Source organism: Planctomycetaceae bacterium (assembly GCA_039680605.1).
Classification (GTDB): Bacteria; Planctomycetota; Phycisphaerae; order SM23-33; family SM23-33; genus JAJFUU01.
In genome coordinates, this window is record JBDKTA010000068.1 from 99,757 (window position 1) to 119,686 (window position 19,930).

Sequence of the window (19,930 nt, forward strand, 5' to 3'; positions counted from 1 at the left end):
ATATGTCCGACGACGCCCTTCGCATCGAACAGCTTCGCCAGCAGCTCCGCCGGCACGACTACCTGTACTACGTCGAGGCCGCGCCGGAAATCTCCGACCGCGACTATGACAAACTGATGGCCGAGCTCAAGGCACTCGAAGCCGCCCACCCCGACCTCGTCACCCCCGACTCGCCCACCCAGCGCGTCGGCGGCCAGCCCGTCGAGGGCTTCGCCACTGTCGAGCACGCCCAGCCGATGCTGAGCATCGACAACACTTACAGCGAGGCCGACGTGCGCGAGTTCGACGCCCGCGTGCGGAAGATCCTGGGCGAAACGCCGTTCCACTACCTCGTCGAGCCCAAGATCGATGGCGTGGCGATTTCACTGCGATACGAGCAAGGCGCCCTGGTTGCCGCCGTTACGCGCGGCGACGGGCGGCGGGGCGACGACGTTACCGCCAACGTGCGGGCGATCCGCTCCGTGCCGCTGCGCCTCCTGGGCGACGGCGCGCCGGACGTGCTCGAGGTGCGCGGGGAGATCTACTGGCCGCGCGAGGCGTTCAGCGCCTGCAATGCCCAACGGGTGGCCGAGGGGCTGGTGCCCTTCGCCAATCCGCGCAACGGCGCCGCCGGCACACTCAAGCAACTGGACCCGCGCGTCGTGGCCCAGCGCGGACTGGCATTCATGGCCCACGGGATCGGGCAGGCGTCTGGGCTTCCCGCCGATCGGGCCAGCGCGATCATGGCGGCCGTGGGCAAGTGGGGCGTGCCGGTCAACCCATCCATGAAGGTGCGCGAGAACCTGGAGCAGGTGCTCGAGGACATCGCGGCCTGGCTCACGCAGCGCAGCGAAGCCGACTACGAGACCGACGGCATGGTCATCAAGGTCGACGAGATCGCCCTGCGGCAGGAGCTGGGTTTCACCAGCAAATACCCGCGGTGGTGCATCGCGTACAAGTACGAAGCCGAGCAGGCCCACACGCTGCTGCGCGAGGTCGAGTTTCATATCGGGCGGCTGGGCACCATCACGCCGGTGGCGCATTTCGACCCGGTGCAACTGGCCGGCACGACCGTCACCAGCGCGTCGATGCACAACTTCGACCAGGTCAAGCGCCTCGACGCCCGCGTGGGCGATACGATCGTCGTCGAAAAGGCCGGCGAGATCATCCCGCAGGTGATGGCCGTCGACTTCGACCGCCGCCCGCACGAGGCCCAGCCCGTCGCGCCGCCGGACAAGTGCCCGTCCTGTTCCGGACCGGTCCATCGCGACGAAGGCGGCGTGTATCTGCGATGCGTCAACCCCGAATGCCCCGCCCAGATCCGCGAGCGACTGCGGTTCTTCGCCGCCCGCGACCAGATGGACATCGAGAACCTCGGACCGGCTGTCATCGACCAACTGGTCGACCGAAACATGGTGAACCACTTCGCCGACCTGTACACGCTCAAGGCAGACGAGATCGCCAAACTGGAACGCATGGGCGAGAAATCCGCGGCCAACCTCGTCGCCGCCATCGAAAAGAGCAAGGCTCGCCCCGCCCAGAACGTGCTGGCGGCGATGGGCATCCGCCACGTCGGCGGACGCGTGGCCGAGGTGCTCGTCGACCACTTCGGCAGCATCCCCGCCATCGCGGCGGCAGGCGAAGAGGACCTGACCGCCGCCGAGGATATCGGGCCCGTCATCGCGGCCAGCGTGCGCGAGTTCTTCGACAGCCCGGCCGGGCGCGAGGCCATGCAGCGCCTCGCCGACGTCGGCCTCAAGATGGAGGCGCCGAAGCGTGCCAAGGCCGCCGACTTGCCTCTGGCGGGCAAGAGCGTCGTGGTGACCGGCACGCTGGAAGGCTTCTCCCGCAAGGAAGCCGAAGACGCCATCAAGGCCGCCGGCGGCAAGAGCGCCTCCAGCGTCTCAAAGAACACCGCATTCGTGGTGGTGGGGGCCGACCCCGGCAGCAAGGCCGACAAGGCGCGGCAATTGGGCGTGGAGATCATCGACGAGGCAGAGTTCGCGCGGCGGTTAGGGCGACAGTAGCATGGGCATCTTGCCCATGAGTAGCACGGGCGTCTCGCCCGTGGTCCCGGAGCGTGTCGCGGACGTCTCGTCCGCGCGTGCCGAGGGCGTCCCGCCCTCGGTCCCCGATCCTGAACAGTCAGGGACACGCACAACGGAGTTGTGCGTGGCACCCATCCTGCTCGCGCTGCGGGCGCATGAAATAGGCCCGCGTTGGCGGGCCTTTTGCACAACCGGAGGCGGCGCTCAGCACATCGTCGCGTAGCTCAGGACGATGAACAGAACCATCTTCCACTTGCGGTCGATCACGTTCCAGTTACGCTGTACGAATCGGTCTAACATATCGCCTCCTAAGGCGGTTCTAACTCGACAGTCGAATTGTATCACACTTTAATAATTTGTGTGAAAAAATCCAGCCGGAAAGGCGCGGTTATAAGTCACAAGTATGGAAGATGTTACAACAGCGGTGCAGGTTAGCGGTCGAGCTTGCTTGAGCGGTTTCATTCGGGAACCAGCGCCGGGGAAACAACCGCGTCGAACAAGTTCGACCGCTAACTTGCCCTCACTACGTGTGGTAGTCGGCGTTGATGGCGATGTATTCGCGCGAGAAGTCGCAGGTGACTGCCGTGAAGGCGCCTTTGCCCAGGCCCAGGTCTGCGTCGATGAGGACCGGGTCGCCGGACATGTGGTCGGCGGCTTTCTTCACGTCGAACTTCGTGCCCATGCCTCGTCGGAAGACGAGCATTCCGCCCAAGCGGATCGAGAGCTTCTCGGGCACGACGCGGGCGGGGCTTTTGCCCAAAGCCGCGGCGATGCGCCCCCAGTTGGGGTCGCCGCCGTGGGCGGCGCACTTGAGCAGCGGGCTGTTGGCGACGCTCTTGGCGGCGATCATCGCATCGGCGTCGGTGGCGGCGCCGCGAACGGTGATCTCGATGAGCTTGGTCGCGCCCTCGCCGTCGCGGGCGACGGCACGGGCGAGCTGGTTGCACAGGCGGAAGACGGCCGCGGCAAAGATGATGAACTCTTTTGAAGCCTCGGTGATTTTCTTGTTACCAGCGCGGCCGCTGGCCAGCAGCACCAGCATGTCGCTGGTGGAGGTATCGCTGTCGACGGTGAGGGCATTGAAGGTTCGGCCGGCGGCTCGCTTGAGGGCCTTGTAGAGAGCGGCGGGCGCGACGGCGGCGTCGGTGGTGAGGATGGAGATCATCGTCGCCAGCGAGGGGGCGATCATCCCCGAGCCCTTGGCCATGCCGGCCAGCGTGACAGTCGTGCCGGCGATCTTGATCGTCTCGACGGCGTACTTGTCGGCCAGGTCGGTGGTCATGATCGCGTGGAGGGCTTCGGCGTCCTGGTCGGTACCGAGCCGGGCGGCGGCTGCGTCGATGCCGGTCCGCACCTTGGGCATCGGCAGTTGATGTCCGATCACTCCGGTGGAGCCGACGAGGATCTTGTCGGCTTGTGTGCCCAGGAGGCGAGCTGTCTGCTTGGCCATGGCGGCGGCGTTGGCGACGCCGGCCTTGCCGGTGCAGACGTTGGAGTTACCTGCGTTGACGACGATGCCGCGGACGGTGCCGTAGCCCTTGGGCAGCATCAGGCGGCTATAGATGACCGGCGCGCCGACGACCTGGTTTGAGGTCGTGAGCATGGCGCAGGCGACGTCGGTTTCGCCGGCGACGATGGCCATGTCATTGCGGCCGGACTTCTTGATCCCGCAGGCAACGCCGGCGGCGAGGAAACCTTTAGGTTGGGTAATGTGCTTCTGTTGTGGGGCCATCAGGAACTCCTTTAGCCCGGGCTGCGCCCGGGGAACAACCGACGACGAGGACGAGGACGAGGACGAAGAAACAGAACTCTCATACGATCACATCCATCCATCCATCCATCCATCCATCCATCCATCCATCCATCCATCCATCCATCCATCCATCCATCCATCCATCCATCCATCCATCCATCCATCCATCCATCCATGCTTCGATCCGCCGCCGATCGAAAGCGGCAGCTAAGGCTGCCGCACTCCATAGGCGCGGTTTGTATCAATACAGTCCCGTCTCCTGGGGCAAGTTGAACATGATGTTCATGTTCTGGATCGCCTGGCCGGAAGCGCCTTTGATCACGTTGTCCAACGCCGAAAAGACGATTACCTTGCCCTTGGCCATCTTCACGGTCATGTCGCAGTAGTTGGTGCCGCTGACGTACTTGGTCGCGGGAAGCACTTTGGTGCGCACGCGCACAAACGGGGCGTCGGCGTAGGCCTCAGTCAACGCGGCGATGAGGCGTTCTTCGGTCGCGCCGGCGGTGGGGGTGGCGTAGATGCTGGCGAGCATCCCGCGGTCCATCGGGCACAGGTGCGGCTGGAAGAGCAGCGAGACGGGGCGGCCGACGACGTCGGTGAGGATCTGTTCCATCTCGGGCATGTGGCGGTGGTTGCCGACGCCGTAAGGCTCGAAGTTTTCGTTGCGCTCGGGGTAATGGTTCTTGAGGCTGGGCGTTCGCCCCGCACCGCTGACGCCGCTAATGGCGTTGACGACGATCCCGCCATCTTCGATCAGGCCCGCCCGCAGCAGCGGCGCCAAGGGCAGAATCGTACACGTGGGGTAGCAGCCGGGGTTGGCGATAAGGTTGGCCTTGGCGATCTTGTCGGCATAGTACTCGGGCAAGCCGTAGACGGCTTCGGCTAGGCCTTCCAGGTCGGTGTGCGGGCAGTACCACTTCTCGTACTCGGTCGCGTCGCTGAGGCGATAGTCGGCGGACCAGTCGATGACCCGCATGCCTGCTTTGCGAAGCTGCGGGGCGTAACTCATGGCGACCTTGTGTGGCACGCACATCATGGCCAGTTGTACGTCGAGGGCGGCCAGCCTGGCCGGGTCGAACAGTTCCTGGCTGAGCTTGACCTGCTTGCTCAGCAGGGGGTAGAAGTCTTCCATCGGCCCCAGTTCGTTGGCCGGTCCGTAGACGCCCACCAGTTCGGCGGCCGGGTGGCGCAAGAGCCACCGGATGACTTCGAAACCGGCATAACCGCTGCCGCCGATGAGAGCGATGCGGATTTTCTTCTGAATGTCTATCTTTGTCACGGGGGCTCCTGTCGGCCGCAAGCTATTGCGGATTTTTGATTTCGGATTGCGGATTACGTTCATCCTATTCGTTCCCGTCGGGGAAACAACCGCGCGGAGCAAGCTCCGCCGCTAACCTTGCCCAGTTGTTGCCTTGTTCTATCTCTCACCAATCTTTGTCTCTTTCTTAATCCTCTTAATCTGCTTCTCTAAATCCCATAAATCCCGCACTCCCCGTCCCTGTCCTTGAGGGCAAAAAAAAACCGACGACGAGGACGAGGACGAGGACGAGGACGAGGACGAAGAAACGTCTCTGGCCAATCTTTGTCTCTTTCTTAATCCTCTTAATCTGCTTCTCTAAATCCCATAAATCCCGCACTCCCCGGCCCTGTCCCTGTAAGTGTGGGGCAGAAAAAAAGCTCCGGCGGACCGTAGCGGCCGCCGGAGCCAGGGTGTTCGGTTGCCGCAGGGGGGTTAACGCTTCGAGAACTGGAAGCGTTTGCGGGCGCCCTTCTGCCCGTACTTCTTGCGCTCGACCATGCGGGCGTCGCGGGTGAGCAGTCCCTTGGTTCGCAGGATGGCGTCGATCTCGGGGGCGGCCTTGCACAGGGCGCGGGCCAAGCCGAGCATGACGGCGCCGGCCTGTCCGGTCGTTCCGCCGCCGTTGACGTTGACGAAGATGTCCCACGAGCGGGGCATGCTGACCGCTGCCAGCGGGGCGTCGACGGCATTGCGGTCGACCTCGCGGCAGAAGTACTCGTCGCGTTTGCGTTTGTTGATCAGGATGTTTCCCGTACCGGGGCGGATGCGCACCCGGGCAACGGCCGACTTCCGGCGACCGACGCCCCAGATGAACTTCGCGCCTTCGGGCAGGGGCGGAGCGGGCTTGGAGACTTCCTGAGCGGGCGCCTCGGCGACCTCGACTTCGGGGGCCTGTTCGGCGGGGCTTTCAGAATCGGCGGGGATGTTTTCGTTCTCTGCCATGGAATCGTACGTCCTGAACTAGACCTCTAGCGGTTGGGGATTCTGGGCCTGGTGACGGTGCGTCGGACCGGCGTAGACCTTGAGCTTCTTGAGCATGGCGCGTCCGATGTTGTTCTTGGGCATCATGCGCCGGACCGCTTCGATAACGACGAAGGCGGGCTTCTTCTGGATCATCTTGGCCAGGGGCACCTGCTTGAGGTGTCCGGGATAGCCGGTGTAGTGGTCGTACGTGCGGTCGGAAAACTTCTGATCGCCGATGATTCGCACCTTCGCGGCGTTGACCACGATGACGAAATCGCCGGTGTCCACGTTGGGCGTGTATTCCGGGCGATGTTTGCCCATCAGGAGCATGGCGATCTTGGTCGCGGCGCGCCCGAGGACCTTGTCGGAAAGATCCACAACGTGCCAGGCGGTTTTGACTTCGCCCTTCTTTGCCATGTACGTCTTCATTCTACGGCCTCAGTAGCTGTAAGCGGAGCATCCAAAACGAGTCGCGCATTATCCGGGCGGTCTGGGCGACAGTCAACCCCAAAATTTCCAACCGGTTGAAAAATCATCATCCCCCCGCACGCGCTGCCGCCGAGTATTTCATTAACGCCGTTCTTCAGCGTTGCTCCGCGGCGGTTTCTTCCGTTGCGCCGTGCTCGCCGCGCGGGGTTTTTGCTGCAGGCGGCAGCGGGTTTTGCTATTGTATCGGAAAGTCGCGGCGACTGACTGGAGATTTCTACGATGGAAAAACGTTCGCTGTTCATCCTCACGATGGCCGCCTGCCTTTGTGCAACGGCCGCAGCGGATGCGCCCGACACGCAGCCGGCGACGACGGCCGTTCGCGCCGCGACTACCCAGGCGGCCACCAGCGCCGCGGCGACCTCGGCCAGCCAGCCCCAATGGACCGAGCAGGCCAAGCGGCAGGCGTATCTCGACGCCCGCACCAGAGCGTTTGTAGATCTCGCCGCGCAGGTCCGATTCCTGTCCGTGACGCCCAAGGTCACCGTCAAAGATTTTCTGGCCGAATCAACCGACCTGGAAACGGCGCTGATGATCCGTCTGCCTGCACTGGCCAAGATACTCGACGAGCAGTATCAGCCCGCTAAGTGCTCACTGACGCTGGTCGCCGACGTGCCTGCCCTGGCCGAGGCGCTGGCGGATATCTGCGCCGCGGCGTACAAGGGCGACAAGGTCAAGGCCGGCGATTTCAAGAAACTCGCCGCCGACAAGAAGGGGCAGATCCTCCTGGCGGCAGGAGAATCCGCTCCGGAGGCGCAGGAGGCCTGGAGTCCGCCGATCGAACCGGCCCCGGGCGAGAATGAGCCTCGCCTGACGAATGCCCCGGCCCAGACGCTGGCGTTCTGGCAGGAGCACTGCAATGCCTGGGGGCTTCGAAAAGTCGAGCAGGACGCTTACAAGGACGCGCTAAGCCGCCTGGCCCGGCGCGTGCGGGGAATGCAGATCAGCCCGAAGGTGACGGTGGCGGATTTCGTGGCCGCCAGCGACGATCCCGGCGTCGACGTGAGCAAGTTTCTTCGCGGGTCGCGCGAGACGGCGCGGCGGTATCGCAGCGACGCACTGTTTGTCGAGTCGGCGGCGCAAATTCGCCTGCGGTCGGTTTACATGAGCATCCGAAGCTGGTCTCGCATGCACAACCGCAAGGCCCCGCAGGCGCAGATGGACGCGTTGGAAGAGCGGATTTTGAAAGGCGACGACGAGGTCATCAGCGCCACCGGCGTCGCGGCAGCGGCGATCAAGCACGTCACCAACGCCTCGCCGGAGATGCTCAAGCGGCTGTCGCTGGCCTCGATGAGGCCCGCCTGGATGGGGCGTGTCGAGCGGGCCGAGGGCACCGCCGCCCAACCGTCCGTCGGCGACAGCGATGAATCGCTGCGCAAGGCCATCCAGTCCGCCGCACGGGATGCGGGGCGGGCGTTGGTCGTGAAAGTGCTGGACCTGCCCGTGGGCGAGCAGACGACGATGCGAGAACTGATGGGCGCCAGCGAACCGATCCGCGCGTGGGTGGCCGCGTATCCGCTGGACGCGCGGGTGGTGGAAGGCTCGCAGAAGATCGGCGACGACGGCAGGATAACCCTCACCATCGAGGTGGAACTGGGTCCCATGTGGGAGGGTCTGCTGCGGTACCAGGACACATGCACGATCATGATCAAGTGAAGAAGCTATCCGCCATCAGGCAGGCTGTCGCAACCGAGAGCTGATGACTGAGACGATAGCTGTTCTTTTGGAGAAACTCATGGACTACCAGGTTGGCGGCGTCGGCAGAGTGATCGTCATGCGCGGGTTCGAGGGCGAGGACGTCTACCAGGAGATCGAAGGGCTCGCCCGGCGCGAGGGCGTCAAGAGCGCCGCGGTGCTGGTGGTGGGGGGGCTGCGAAAGGGCAAGGTGGTGGTCGGTCCCAAGGACCCCAACGGCCCCATCGAGCCGCTGTACAAGGAGTTCAACGATGCCCGCGAGATCGCCGGCGTCGGGACCCTTTTCTGCGACGAAACCGGACCCAAACTGCATCTTCACGGCGCTATCGGCCGAGGCGATGAGGCGATCAACGGTTGTCCCCGTGGCGGGGCGACGGTCTTCTGCGTTCTGGAAGTAGTGATGATCGAGATAACCGGAACGACCGCCTGCCGCGCTCCAGACCCGCAATTGGCCCTGAAGCTGCTCAATTTCGCATAGCCTGAATATCGCGAGAATCGCGTGTGATCCCGATTAGCGGCGGGGCTTGCCCCGCGCGTTCTGCAGCACGATCTGCCTTTACGCGCCTCTTGGCCAGGTTCTTGCTGCGAAATGAAATGAAATGGTTCCCTGAGGGGTTTTCCCTATAACCCTATTTTTCGGGGTTTCAGGCTTACTTCTTGACGAATTTCACCCTTTGGAGTATATTGAGAAGCGTTGGCGGCCGGACTCCCTCCTCTGGCTGTCAAGTTCAATGGGCGTCAGGCTCCCCTCCCCTGACGCCTTTTTTTATTGGCCGGCAGAGGTAGGTGCTTGAGCACTTCCGGCGGGACCATTGCCGCGACATCCCCTCCGCCGGCAGCGATCTGCTTGATCAGGCTCGACGACAGGAACAGGTGCTGCGGGGCGGCCATGATGAATAGCGTGTCCAGCCCGCTGGCGGAGCGATTGGTGACGGCCATTCGCATTTCGAAGTCCAGGTCGCCGACGTGGCGGATGCCTCTGAGGATGACCCCCGCGCCGATTCGCTGGGCGAAGGTAACGGTCAACCCGCGGTAGATCTCCACCGAGACGTTGCCCAGGGCGGCGGTGAGTTTTTCGATCAGGGCCTTGCGCTGGGGCAGGGTGAGCATGGCGCTCTTTTCGGGATTCTCACCGATGCCCACGACCAGGCGGTCGAAGAGAGCGGCGCTGCGCTTGATCAGGTCGACGTGCCCGAGATGGATCGGGTCGAACGTTCCGGGAAAAACTGCGATGCGTTGGTTGGAAGCGGCCATGAGCCCTCCGCCATGTTCCCGCGGCGCCGGCGGGCGCAATAGGCCCGCCGCAGGAGCCTGCGGGAGCGGGGTTTCGCAATGGCGGCGCGACGCTGCGCGACCGGTCAGGGGTGTCCGAAACCAGCGTGCCAGTACGACAGGCGCGTGCTGTGGTCGATCAGCCAGAACGCGTCCCAATCGTCGGTGCGCTGCTTGTCCTGGAGGTCCTGAATCTGCGCCACGCGGAAGTCACGCTCGTCGGCCGATTCCGTCGGCGTGGCGCAATGCACACAGTTGAGCGGGTCCATGTGGCAGCATGCGGTGCCGTTGCAGGCGCCACAGCCGCTGGTGGCGACGGCACGGTCGCGGCTGCTGGTTGCGACCGCACGGTCGCGGCCGCAAGTGCATCCGCTGGCCAGGAGAAGAATCGCACCCAGTGCTGAGATCACCATAATCTGCTTCATAAAGTTCCACCTTATATTCTTTCCGGGCCCGCCATGGCCCAGATGGAGATCCGCGCCGGAGCCACGTCCGCGCGGATCTTTCATATCATTTATCGGCTCGTGCGGCCAGAGTAGTTTTGAAAAAATCCGACAGGATTCTGACCGCGGCGGTCATCTCGACGTACGCGTAGGGCACGTGGCTGCTCTGATGCAGTTGGCGGATCTGTCCGTGCAGGGTTTCGTACAGGTCGTCCCACTGCTCCGGGGCGTTGCAGAAGTACACCCGGCAGCCCAGCGGCCGGTGGCGCCGGGCGGTGCAGCGGTCGTCGATCTGGTAGGGGCATCGCGATTCCAGCCACGTCGCCTGCGGCAGCGGCGCCATCGACAACAGCGCCAACTCGCCCGTCGAGACAAACAGGCGGTGCCCGGCCTGGTCGAACTTGCAGCAGCGTCCGCAGGCGCGGCAGGAGAGGCTGCGAGACGCGACGGCGTCGTCGCCGCCGGAATAGATCAGCGCCAAGGCCTCCATGAAGGCCTGACTGGAGCGGCAGGCGCCGACGGCCGACGCCAGGGCCCCGGAACTACTCGCGCGTGCTGAGCTTCCGCTCATCGATTTCCTCTGGGGAAAGGCAGCGTCCGCGGTTGATCCCGACGCATCGGGCGCCGGCTTCGGCCCAGGTGTCGGGGTGCAGGAGGTTGCTGGGCCAGAACGGCCAGGTGCGGCATTGGATCGGCCGCACGGGGTAGATGCGGCAGGTGCGGGCGCCCTGCGACTCGGGCGTCAGGAACACGCAGTCGTGCGTGCGTTTGAATTCGAGGAGGCTGTACCGCCGCCCGACGCGGCGCACGTACTTGCGGCGCATCTCCTGGGGCGTGATGTGCAGGTAGTCGGCGATGGCCTTGATGTCGGTCTCGGTCACCCAGACGTACCCTTCGTCCGGACCGGCACAGCACCGTCCGCAGGCGGTGCATTCAAACGCCAGGCCAGTGAAGTACCAGGGCGCAGTATCAGTGTGGGAATCCATCTTCGGTAGTATAGCCAACGCCCCCGCCGCGGCGACACAGGATTTTGCGTCCGCGCCACAAAACGGCGTCGGCTAACGGGCAACAAGCATCACAGCCTTGTCTTTGGGTACCATGCGATGGTATACCAACGGGGCACGCCAACTGGGTCGAAGGGTTATCTGGGCGCACAGCATATGCACGGTGACCTGCGATCTTTGCCCGGTCTGTCGTTGGCGACGGTTGCAATGGCCTTAACAATCAAAGAGGCACAGCGCCAAAGGATTAATGCGACATGATGTCACGTGTGCATAGTGCGATTCTGCAGGGCATCGACGCCATCGGCTGCGAGGTCGAGGCCGATGTCGCTCATGGCGGCGAGGCGACTGTCAAACTCGTCGGCATGGCCGAGACGGCGGTCAAGGAATCCGTCAGCCGCATCCAGGCGGCGCTGCGCAACAGCGGGTATCGCTGGCCGGGGCCCAAGGTCACCATCAACCTCGCGCCGGCGGATGTGAAGAAGGAATCGGCCGCCCTGGACTTGCCCATCGCCTTGGCGGCGATGCTGGCGGCCCAGCATTTCACCAGCGAGAAGATCGACGACTATCTGCTGCTGGGCGAACTGGCGCTGGACGGGCGGCTGCGGCCGGTGCGCGGCGTGCTGGCGGCCGCGATGCTCGCCCTGTCGCAGGGCAAGAAGGGCGTGATCGTTCCGGCGGACAATGCGCCCGAGGCGGCGGTCGTCAGCGGGATCGACGCGATCCCCATCTCCTTCCTGACTGACGCGGTGGGCTTTCTCACCGGCGAGCTGGAACTCGAACCCGCGCGCGTCGACCTGGAAGAGATCTTCGCCATCGAAGGGCGCTATGACGTCGACTTCGCCGACGTGCGCGGGCAGGAGTCGGCCAAGCGGGCGCTGACGGTCGCGGCCGCGGGACATCACAATATCATCATGGTCGGCCCGCCCGGGTCCGGCAAGACGATGCTGGCCAAGCGCATCCCGACGGTGCTGCCGCCGCTGACGCTCGAAGAATCGCTCCAGACCACGCGCGTCTATTCCGCACGGGGACTGCTTGAGCCGGGCAAGAGCCTGATGGCCGTGCGCCCGGTGCGTACGCCTCACCACTCCTCCAGCGCCGCGGCGCTGATCGGCGGCGGGGCGATCCCCCAGCCCGGCGAGGTGTCGCTGGCGCACCATGGCGTGCTGTTCCTCGATGAATTTCCCGAGTTCGCCCGCCCGACGCTGGAGATGATCCGCCAGCCGCTCGAAGACGGCTGCGTGACGATCCCGCGCGTCCACAGCACGCTGAAGTTCCCCGCGGCGATCATGCTGGTAGCGGCGATGAACCCGTGCCCGTGCGGCTATTACACCGACCCCAAACGGCGCTGCACGTGCAACCCGTACGCGATCGAGCGGTACATGAGCCGCATCAGCGGCCCGCTGATCGACCGCATCGACATCCACGTCGAAGTGCCGCCCGTGCCGTGGAAGCAGCTCCGCGGCGAGTCGGCCGGCCTGTCATCCCAGCAGATGCGCCAGCAGGTGCTGGAGGCCCGGGCGGTCCAGCGTAAGCGCTTTGCCGCCGACGGCGAAGCGGGCAATGGCGAGACGACTACAACCAACGCGACGATGTCGTCCAAGCAGCTTCGCAAGTACTGCAAGCTCGACGACGCCGGCGAGACCCTGCTCAAGCAGGCCATGATGGAGATGGGCCTCTCCGCCCGGGCGCACGACAAGGTCCTGCGCATCGCCCGGACCATCGCCGACCTCGAGGCCGCCGCCGACATCCAGGCCCACCACCTCGCCGAAGCCGTCCAATACCGCAAGCTCGACCGGGGAAACTGAGTCAGGCAAACCGGAGAACAGCGATGAACAGAAACGACTGGATATGGATAGCCATCCGCATCTTTGGAATCTACTTGCTGGTATTGGCTGTCTGCGCCCTGCCGGACGTGATCAACTCGGGCTTCAACTTGTGGATGTTCTCCCGGCTGCACTTGGGGGACGTCTTCGCTTCGACACAACCTGAGCACCTGGGGTTTCAGATCAAGAAGAGCTATCTGCAACTGACCCTCACCGGATTGGTATCCAGCGCCGTAAAGGTCATCTTCTTTGCCTTGGCGGGCTGGTGGATGCTCCGGCGAGGCAATCTCCTGTTCAAGTTGATCTCACGACAAGGCCCTCCCGCTACAGCGACTGACACGGAGCCATTGCCGCCTGCTTAAAGCCGGTTCCTCAGTCCCTCTGGTATGGGTCGAGACTCTTGATCTGGAGGGCGGTGGCGGCCGCTTCCGGGCCGCGGCTCTGTGCAACCAGCCACCTCTGCACCACGCGCAGGTGAGCGGCGCGGTGTGCATTGGTCCGTGAAAGAATCGCCTTAAAATCCTCCTCCAGCGCCGCACGCAGCCCGGCTTGCATGTAGGTCGATGCAACGCTGCCATAATCGGGCTGCCCAAAGTGTACGCCAGCGTGGCAGTTCTCCAGTTCGTGGAAAGGCGGCAACAGTTTCGGGTCGTATCCCAGTTCCAGACCCCTTCGCACTTCGCCGCGGGCGTCTTCGATCTTGCCGATCTTCATCAGTGCCAGTCCCAGCCGGACGTGCAGCGAACCGTCCTTGGGCGTCTGCTTCACCAGTCCTTCCAACTCCGCCACAGAGTCCTGGCTCGCCGGCGGAGGCGGGGGGGCAGCGGCGGTCGCGGGTTGCGTGGCGGCGGCCATTGCCTGCACGCGGTACGCGTGGCGCATTCTGAGCGTCGAAAGTGGCGTACCATAACCACCATCAGCCAGCGGCATAGCGGATGCCAATCGATAGATATTACCCGCTTCATCCCGCCTGTCCGCGGCTTCGAGCATGTCGGCGTACACCAGCATGAACTCCGGCTTGCCGGGGTTGTCGCGATAATACAGCCCCGCCAGTTCCACCGCCTCATTACGCTTGCCCAGGCGCAAATCCCCACATGCGGCCTCCAACATCTTTGCGATCTCTTTGTCCCGGCCGGCGAACGCCTGCGAAAACTTGTCGACCAGCCTGGCGGTGCGGCCTTCCAGGCGGTAGCGATACCAGATCTCATGCGGCAGGCTAAAGGCGGGCTGGTGATCGCGGGCAAGTTCGCGAAAACACCTGGCCTCAGCCAGATCGAAGACTTCCTCCGCACGCTTTGCCAGGCCCGCCTGCCGGCAGGCATCTACGCATTGGAACAACACCCACGCCGGGGCGTCGCGGTCGATACACTGCTGCACGCATACTTTGACGCCCTCGGGGTCGCCGTATGTCGCCAGAGCCTGGGCCGTACCATGGTCTGCCGGCGGCGCGAACGTCCGCACAATCTCCAGGGCCCGAGGCGTCTTGCCGAGTTTGGAGTACATCTCCGCCACCTGCTGCCAGGTCCACTTGTACGAGGCAAGTTGCCCGGCGGCCTCGTCTGTGGCGGTGAGAGCCTCGTCCTTCTTGCCCAGTTCATACAAGGCCCGCGCCTTACTAAAGGCGAAATGCACATGCTTACGGATTGGCGGCGGCAACTGCGAGGCTCCTTCTGCCAGCAGCTTCCATTGACGCTGCTCCGTGAGGAGATGCAGTAGCTCAGAAGCCGTGCCGTCATCGCTCGGGACAGCGGCCAGGCGGATGCGGAACAGTTGCTCCCGGACGTCGGGTTCCTTGCAGATCTTTCGGAGGAACTCAAACAGGCCCTTGTAGTGAGCCATCTTCTTATAACGGTCGAGGTATTTGGGACGCAGTCGCTGGACCATGACGGCATCGGCCTCCAGCGACTCCGGGAGGTGTTGTTGTCCGGCCTCGATTGCCTGATCGAGTTCCTGGGCGTATGACATCTCCAGATGTTCCAGGTCCAGTTCGTGGCGATAGATTGCCCGCAGGGCCCGCGATACGCGCTGCGGCTTGGCCGCTTTCTTCTGGCCTATCTTCAGCAGCGCGATGGCCGACTCGCGCTTGCCCGCGTTATACAGGCCCTCGGCGCACATGCAGTACAAGGTCTCGTTGCCGCCCTCGCGAGCCAATTGCTGTAACAGAGCCTGAACGGGATTCCCCGGTCCGATTGCGGCCAGAAGTTCGCTCAACTCGCTATCGCCCTGCGCCGGCGCGGCTGAAGCGACCGTCGCGATCGTCAGCACACCCGCCCACGCCAGGGCCACGAAGACGATTGCCTTGAACCACTGTCGAAGGCCGGGCAAAACGGGATGTTTGTTCAATGGTCATACTCCTGTCACTTCAACATTTCGAACTCTGCCGCCCTCATGGGGCAGCCACGCCGTCCAGGAGCACCTCCAAGGGACCGATCTGCGGGATGGTTACGGTCTGGAACTCGAGATTCCGTAGCGTAATCCTCACGGTCTTCTCTTTGGCCAGCGGCTCGCATTCCAGGATGCCGGCGGTCGCCTTCTCGTGCGGACGAGGCCGTTTGGGGCTTCCACTGGGAGCGAGGTATTCATCCATGTCCTTGCCACGGTAAAGGAGCACTTCAGGGAATCGTCTCGTGGGATCGAGCGACTCTCGCAACGGTTCGCGGATCTGCTTTGGCAAGAACCACACCACGGTCACCCCTTCCGAAGGACCTGCAAGATTGACATTCAACCGACCCTGTGCGTAACGGACGTGCAGTTTCGGGCTCAAACGCTCGAGGGGCTTCTTGCCATCTTCCCTCGCGTTCTCGCCCGACGGCGAGCTGCGTTCGATCAGGCTCACCATCGGGAGCCAGTAGTAGGAATCGTACGGCGGCTTGACGGCCGATTGTCCCTTTGCATGTGCCATATCCCAAATGCGGCGAATATCCTCCGTGTCGCCCGCCTCGCCCAGCACCTGGCAGGCGAGGACAGGATCCGCCTGAAGATGCCGCCGTCCCCCCGCTGCGGCCAGCCCCGGCGTGCCCAGCCGGCTGTGGACAAAGAGCCGCGCGCCCAGTTGCCACTCTTCCAGCCAAGGCGATTGATGCAACTCGTCAGCCCACAATCCAGCAAGTTCGCGGACGTACTTGTCGGCCTCGCCTTTCCATGCCAAGGACCATACCACGTCCTGCCCCCTGGATCGGGCCTGGCTGCCGCCGCTCTTGAAATGACCGATCAACAAGGCCAATTCATCTACCGTCAGCCGACGGTTCCGGATGAACTGGCCTACTTGCTGGCTGAAGAAACTGTCATTGACCGCCAGCAATTGCGGCAACAGACGGGCTACCACCTCGGGATTACAGTGACCGGCAAAGGTGGAAATATTCCCGGGCAGGACCTTGCCGGGGTGCTCCTTCTGATAGTGTTCGATCAACTGAAAGAACCGTTTCGCGCCTTTTTCGCCGGACTCCAGAAGGGCGGCGCCCGGCGTCCCGCCCAGGCCAAGATTCCTGTCCAAGCAGGCCTTTTCCAACCAGGCAAGCCCATCTGCCCTTCCAATCATGGCTAGTGCCCGGGCGGCGTCAACGCCGCGATCGGCGTCCTTGTGAGTCAACTGGCTTGCGAGCCAGATCGCCGCGGGCTCGGGCTGCAAGTGAGCCCAGCGCGCCATGGCATCCCGGCGCTGCGGGTAGCCCTCGCCCGCCGCCGCCTCTTTGAGCTGCTCCAAAGACATCTGGTCCACCGTTTGGGACCGCACGCCGATGCTTGAGGGTTGCCCCCACAGGCGCATCATGCGCTCCCGCACGGCGGCCTCAAGTTCGGGATACGTCGGATGAATCGCCCACAGCACCTGGTGAATCTCCTCCGGCCATGTCGGGAACACCGCGTAGTCCTTGCTCTGGTGTTGCAGCACCCACTTGCCCTCGTCCGCTTTCTGCAGGCCAAATTCGGTAATCAGGTCGTCAACGGCGTTGTGGTCTCCCAGCCGGGCCAGCACCAGTCGGGCGCGAAGATGCGCCTGGCGAAACTTTCGCGCCACTCCCCTATCAAGGTGCTCATCTGAGTAGATGAATTCCGGTTGCTTGAGTTGCCGCAGCCTGGCCACTTCACCCAAGAGGAGCGCCCGGTAGTCGGTGGATGCCGGGGGCCCTGCTGCCGGTGGATGGTCCGGGCCAGACGCGGATGCGGCACTCTTCCAACAGACCATTGCGCCCACGACGGCCATCAATATCGACACGTGCGCCATGGCGATCCTCATTGTGGTCCTTTCGCTTCAGTGCTCCAGACTGCTTGTCCTTCATCAGACGCTCAAAATCCCCACAAGTTTCCCGCTTCTGAGATTTTCTCGCCGCTTCCATCATCGGCAAGGCGGGCGTAGAATCACCCTTCTATAGGCCAACGCTTGTCAGGAGATTCCTGTGCTCGTGCGGAAACGAACTTTCACATTTTGCGGTTGTATGCTGATCCTTCTGGCGGCGATGGGCGCCGGCGGGTGCGAGGGGGACCAGATCCAGGCCCAGCGGCTTCTCGATCAGGCCCTTGCGCATCAGAAGGCCTACGACGAAGCGTACACCAACGGCCGCATGGGCCTGGCCCGGCGGGAGATGGCGGCGGCCATGGATATCTACTCCCGCGGCGCCGAGCGTTTTCCGAACAACACGGGCTTCAACAGCGGATTGGCAATCTTCCAGAACATCTGCGGGCAGTATTCGCAGGCGGCGGCCAACTATCGGCGGGAGCTGAGCATCCTGGGTCAGTTCCAGGAGTCCGACTCGCTGAAGGAGGACACGTCTTACACTCTGGCGGCCTTGGGGGAAGCGTGCGAGCACGGGCTCGATTTCGCCGCCGCGTGCCAGTACTACACGCAGGCGCTGGCGTACAAGGCCGACGACGAGGCGACCAAGTCTGCGCTCGAGCGTTGTTCGCTGCACGAGAAGCAGTTCCGCCTGCTGCCGGCGTGGGCAGCGGCCTCGGGCGTTGCCGAGGGCACGAGCGTGGCGGTCGTATACGACCTTGGCCCGCGAACGTATGCGGGCTATCGGCAGATCAATTACCGCCTGGAGAAGAAGGGCGGCAAGATTCACGTCAGGCTGTGCATCAGCGCGGCATACGTGGGCAGCGAGGGCAACCGCCCGCTCGTCGAGCGGCGGCTGGCGCGAATCATGGAACTGGTGGGCGAGTGCTTCGCCCGCAGCGGGCTGGTGCTGCACGTGGAATTGCGGTTCATCGCCGACCCGGACAAGACGCCCGAGCAGTGCAACGTGCTGGTCTGGGACGATTTCCAGCCCGCCGATCAGCGCGACGCCGATTCGGAGAACTGGCCGGTGTTGAGCGTACACGGCCTGGACATGCCGCCGGAACTTGCCGCCGCGGCGATCGCCCACGAGATCGGCCACCTGCTGGGCCTGGCGCATCCGGCCTATTATCCCGACCGCCCGTACAACGACTTGATGACCGGCGCTCACCCCTGGGAGGGCATCGAGAGCAAGCGCGTGTTCCCGCAAGCCGTACAGGCCATCGCCGGTCCGCTGCTGGCCCCGCAGGCCCATCGCGACGCGCTCAAAAAGGTCGCCGACCTGCTCAACGCCGGTCAGCGCGACGCGGCGGTCAAGGTTCTGGCCGCCGCCCGCCAGGGTCGACCCGACGACCCGACGCTGTGCCGCGCCCATGCCAACGCCTTGTTCGACGCCGATTCCTACGCCGCGGCGGTCGAGGCGTACACCGACCTGATCCGCCTGGCCCCGGGCGACTATGAAGCGTATTTCTTCCGCGGGATCTCGTACAGTCGCAGCCGCCAGTACCGCCAGGCCGTGAAGGATTTCTCCGCCATCGTCGCCCGCCCCAGCGGCGGGTTGCACGTCTCGGCGTATTTCGAGCGAGCCATTGCCTACGAGAAGCTCAACGAGCCCGCCAAGGCCGCCGCCGACCGCCGCAAGAGCGATGCGGCCATCACCAATCCCCAGGCCGAAGAGCCGCCGGCGCCGCAGACGCAGCCGGCATCGGCAGCGGCGAATAAATAGCAACCTATCGACGGAGTCGCTTTCTCACGGGTACAATTATCTGCCTTGATGGGTAAGCCCTCCAGCCGTCCCAGCAAAGGTATCTTGAACGCAATACAAGGCCGATCGTAAGCGGCCGCACCCGCAGAAAGGAAGCAGTCTCCCATGAAGAAGATCGTTGGCATCATGAGCTTCGTCGCACTGGCGGCGGCAGGCGCAAGTCTGTTGTACGCCCAAGGCGCCGAGGAAAAGAAAACCCCCCCGGCGGCGACGCAACCTGCCGCCACGCAGGCAACGGTGGATATGAATCAGGTCAGCTACATTATCGGCGCCAGCATCGGGCGAAACATGAAGATGCAGGGCGTCGAGCTGGATGTCAAAGCCTTCAACGAGGGTCTGCAGGCCGGATTGAGCGGCGCCAAGCCCAAGCTCACCGACGAACAAATGCAGAAGATCATGCAGGACTTCCAGAAAGTCATGGTCGCCAAGCAGGAGAAGATAATGGCCGACATGGCCGCCAAGAACCAGGCCGAAGGGCAGGCGTTCCTGGCCAAGAACAAGACCGAACCCGGCGTCAAGACCACCGCCAGCGGGCTGCAGTACAAGATCATCAATGAAGGCACCGGGCCCAGCCCCAAGCCCACTGACACCGTGACGGTTCACTACAAGGGCACGCTGCTGGACGGCACGGAGTTCGACAGTTCATACAAGCGCGATGAACCGGCGACGTTCCAGCTCGACCAGGTCATCCGCGGATGGTCGGAAGGGCTGCAACTGCTCAAGAAGGGCGGCAAGGCCATCCTGTACATCCCGCCGGACCTGGCGTACGGTCCGCGCGGGCAAGGCCCCATCCCGCCCAACGCCACGCTGATCTTCGAGGTGGAGCTGCTGGGGATCGGCGCGCCGATCAAATTGCCCGGCGAATAATGATCGAGACTGCCGCACCGGACCCGCAGGCCCGGCGCAGGCAAAGACTGTCTACAAAACCGCCCCGGTCGAGCAATCGGCCGGGGCGGTTTTCGCTTAAGACGAGATCATAATGTCGCAGTCGGCGTTAACCCGAAAACTGCATGAACCGCAGAGACCGCAAAGTACGCAGAGAAGAAATTGGCTCAAAACAAGACCATCTCACGTCGTAAGCGGCGCTAATCTGAAAAAACAGACTGTCCATGAGGCCCACTCCGTAAAG

17 protein-coding genes are annotated in these 19,930 nt (G+C 63.7%); 7 read left to right on the top strand and 10 right to left on the bottom strand.

What is annotated here, in order from left to right; all coding sequences use genetic code 11:
* Window positions 1–2 precede the first annotated feature (2 nt).
* Window positions 3–2,006 (top strand): NAD-dependent DNA ligase LigA, encoded by a 2,004-nt coding sequence (gene ligA / locus ABFD92_20580; protein MEN6506937.1) that lies wholly within the window; start codon window positions 3–5, stop codon window positions 2,004–2,006.
* A 544-nt stretch (window positions 2,007–2,550) separates the two neighbouring features.
* Here ligA and argJ read toward each other — a convergent pair.
* From argJ to rplM, 4 genes are all read right to left on the bottom strand, one after another.
* A complete protein-coding gene (argJ, locus tag ABFD92_20585; GenBank protein ID MEN6506938.1) occupies window positions 2,551–3,759 on the bottom strand; it encodes a bifunctional glutamate N-acetyltransferase/amino-acid acetyltransferase ArgJ in 1,209 nt (402 codons plus the stop codon).
* A 262-nt stretch (window positions 3,760–4,021) separates the two neighbouring features.
* Complete coding sequence (gene argC, locus ABFD92_20590) at window positions 4,022–5,059, bottom strand: N-acetyl-gamma-glutamyl-phosphate reductase (protein MEN6506939.1); 1,038 nt, start codon at window positions 5,057–5,059, stop codon at window positions 4,022–4,024.
* A gap of 453 nt (window positions 5,060–5,512) precedes the next feature.
* Window positions 5,513–5,911, bottom strand: a complete 399-nt coding sequence (rpsI, locus tag ABFD92_20595; protein MEN6506940.1) for a 30S ribosomal protein S9 — start codon at window positions 5,909–5,911, stop codon at window positions 5,513–5,515.
* Window positions 5,912–6,040: 129 nt separating this feature from the next.
* The gene (gene rplM / locus ABFD92_20600) at window positions 6,041–6,472 is read right to left on the bottom strand and encodes a 50S ribosomal protein L13 (GenBank protein ID MEN6506941.1); all 432 of its coding nucleotides are present in this window, start codon (window positions 6,470–6,472) and stop codon (window positions 6,041–6,043) included.
* Window positions 6,473–6,751: 279 nt separating this feature from the next.
* Between rplM and ABFD92_20605 the strand changes: the two genes are divergently transcribed.
* Window positions 6,752–8,185, top strand: coding sequence for a hypothetical protein (locus ABFD92_20605; GenBank protein ID MEN6506942.1), 1,434 nt, complete (start codon window positions 6,752–6,754; stop codon window positions 8,183–8,185).
* A gap of 79 nt (window positions 8,186–8,264) precedes the next feature.
* The gene (locus ABFD92_20610; GenBank protein MEN6506943.1) at window positions 8,265–8,702 is read left to right on the top strand and encodes a DUF296 domain-containing protein; all 438 of its coding nucleotides are present in this window, start codon (window positions 8,265–8,267) and stop codon (window positions 8,700–8,702) included.
* A 260-nt stretch (window positions 8,703–8,962) separates the two neighbouring features.
* On the opposite strand, the gene coaD is transcribed toward ABFD92_20610, so the two are convergent.
* The 4 genes from coaD to ABFD92_20630 all read right to left on the bottom strand — a co-directional run bounded on the left by coaD (window position 8,963) and on the right by ABFD92_20630 (window position 10,925).
* Window positions 8,963–9,478, bottom strand: coding sequence for a pantetheine-phosphate adenylyltransferase (gene coaD, locus ABFD92_20615; protein MEN6506944.1), 516 nt, complete (start codon window positions 9,476–9,478; stop codon window positions 8,963–8,965).
* 104 nt (window positions 9,479–9,582) lie between these two features.
* Window positions 9,583–9,921, bottom strand: coding sequence for a hypothetical protein (locus ABFD92_20620; GenBank protein MEN6506945.1), 339 nt, complete (start codon window positions 9,919–9,921; stop codon window positions 9,583–9,585).
* Window positions 9,922–10,006: 85 nt separating this feature from the next.
* The gene (locus tag ABFD92_20625; GenBank protein MEN6506946.1) at window positions 10,007–10,510 is read right to left on the bottom strand and encodes a hypothetical protein; all 504 of its coding nucleotides are present in this window, start codon (window positions 10,508–10,510) and stop codon (window positions 10,007–10,009) included.
* Entirely contained in the window at window positions 10,482–10,925 is a 444-nt protein-coding gene (locus ABFD92_20630; protein ID MEN6506947.1) for a YkgJ family cysteine cluster protein, read from the bottom strand. Before ABFD92_20630 ends, ABFD92_20625 begins: the two co-directional genes overlap by 29 nt.
* Window positions 10,926–11,197: 272 nt before the next feature.
* On the opposite strand from ABFD92_20630, the gene ABFD92_20635 reads away from it, so the two are divergent.
* Together ABFD92_20635 and ABFD92_20640 are read left to right on the top strand one after the other, a co-directional pair.
* On the top strand, window positions 11,198–12,748 hold the full coding sequence (locus ABFD92_20635; GenBank protein ID MEN6506948.1) for a YifB family Mg chelatase-like AAA ATPase: 1,551 nt from the start codon (window positions 11,198–11,200) through the stop codon (window positions 12,746–12,748).
* 23 nt (window positions 12,749–12,771) lie between these two features.
* Entirely contained in the window at window positions 12,772–13,128 is a 357-nt protein-coding gene (locus tag ABFD92_20640) for a hypothetical protein (GenBank protein ID MEN6506949.1), read from the top strand.
* A gap of 10 nt (window positions 13,129–13,138) precedes the next feature.
* On the opposite strand, the gene ABFD92_20645 is transcribed toward ABFD92_20640, so the two are convergent.
* Window positions 13,139–15,109: a hypothetical protein gene (locus ABFD92_20645; GenBank protein ID MEN6506950.1), complete on the bottom strand. Its 1,971-nt coding sequence runs from the start codon at window positions 15,107–15,109 to the stop codon at window positions 13,139–13,141.
* 43 nt (window positions 15,110–15,152) lie between these two features.
* Window positions 15,153–16,988, bottom strand: coding sequence for a hypothetical protein (locus ABFD92_20650; GenBank protein MEN6506951.1), 1,836 nt, complete (start codon window positions 16,986–16,988; stop codon window positions 15,153–15,155).
* A gap of 211 nt (window positions 16,989–17,199) precedes the next feature.
* Here ABFD92_20650 and ABFD92_20655 point away from each other — a divergent pair, with 211 nt between their 5' ends.
* A complete protein-coding gene (locus ABFD92_20655; protein MEN6506952.1) occupies window positions 17,200–18,762 on the top strand; it encodes a hypothetical protein in 1,563 nt (520 codons plus the stop codon).
* 144 nt (window positions 18,763–18,906) lie between these two features.
* Window positions 18,907–19,668, top strand: coding sequence for an FKBP-type peptidyl-prolyl cis-trans isomerase (locus ABFD92_20660; GenBank protein ID MEN6506953.1), 762 nt, complete (start codon window positions 18,907–18,909; stop codon window positions 19,666–19,668).
* Window positions 19,669–19,930 lie beyond the last annotated feature (262 nt).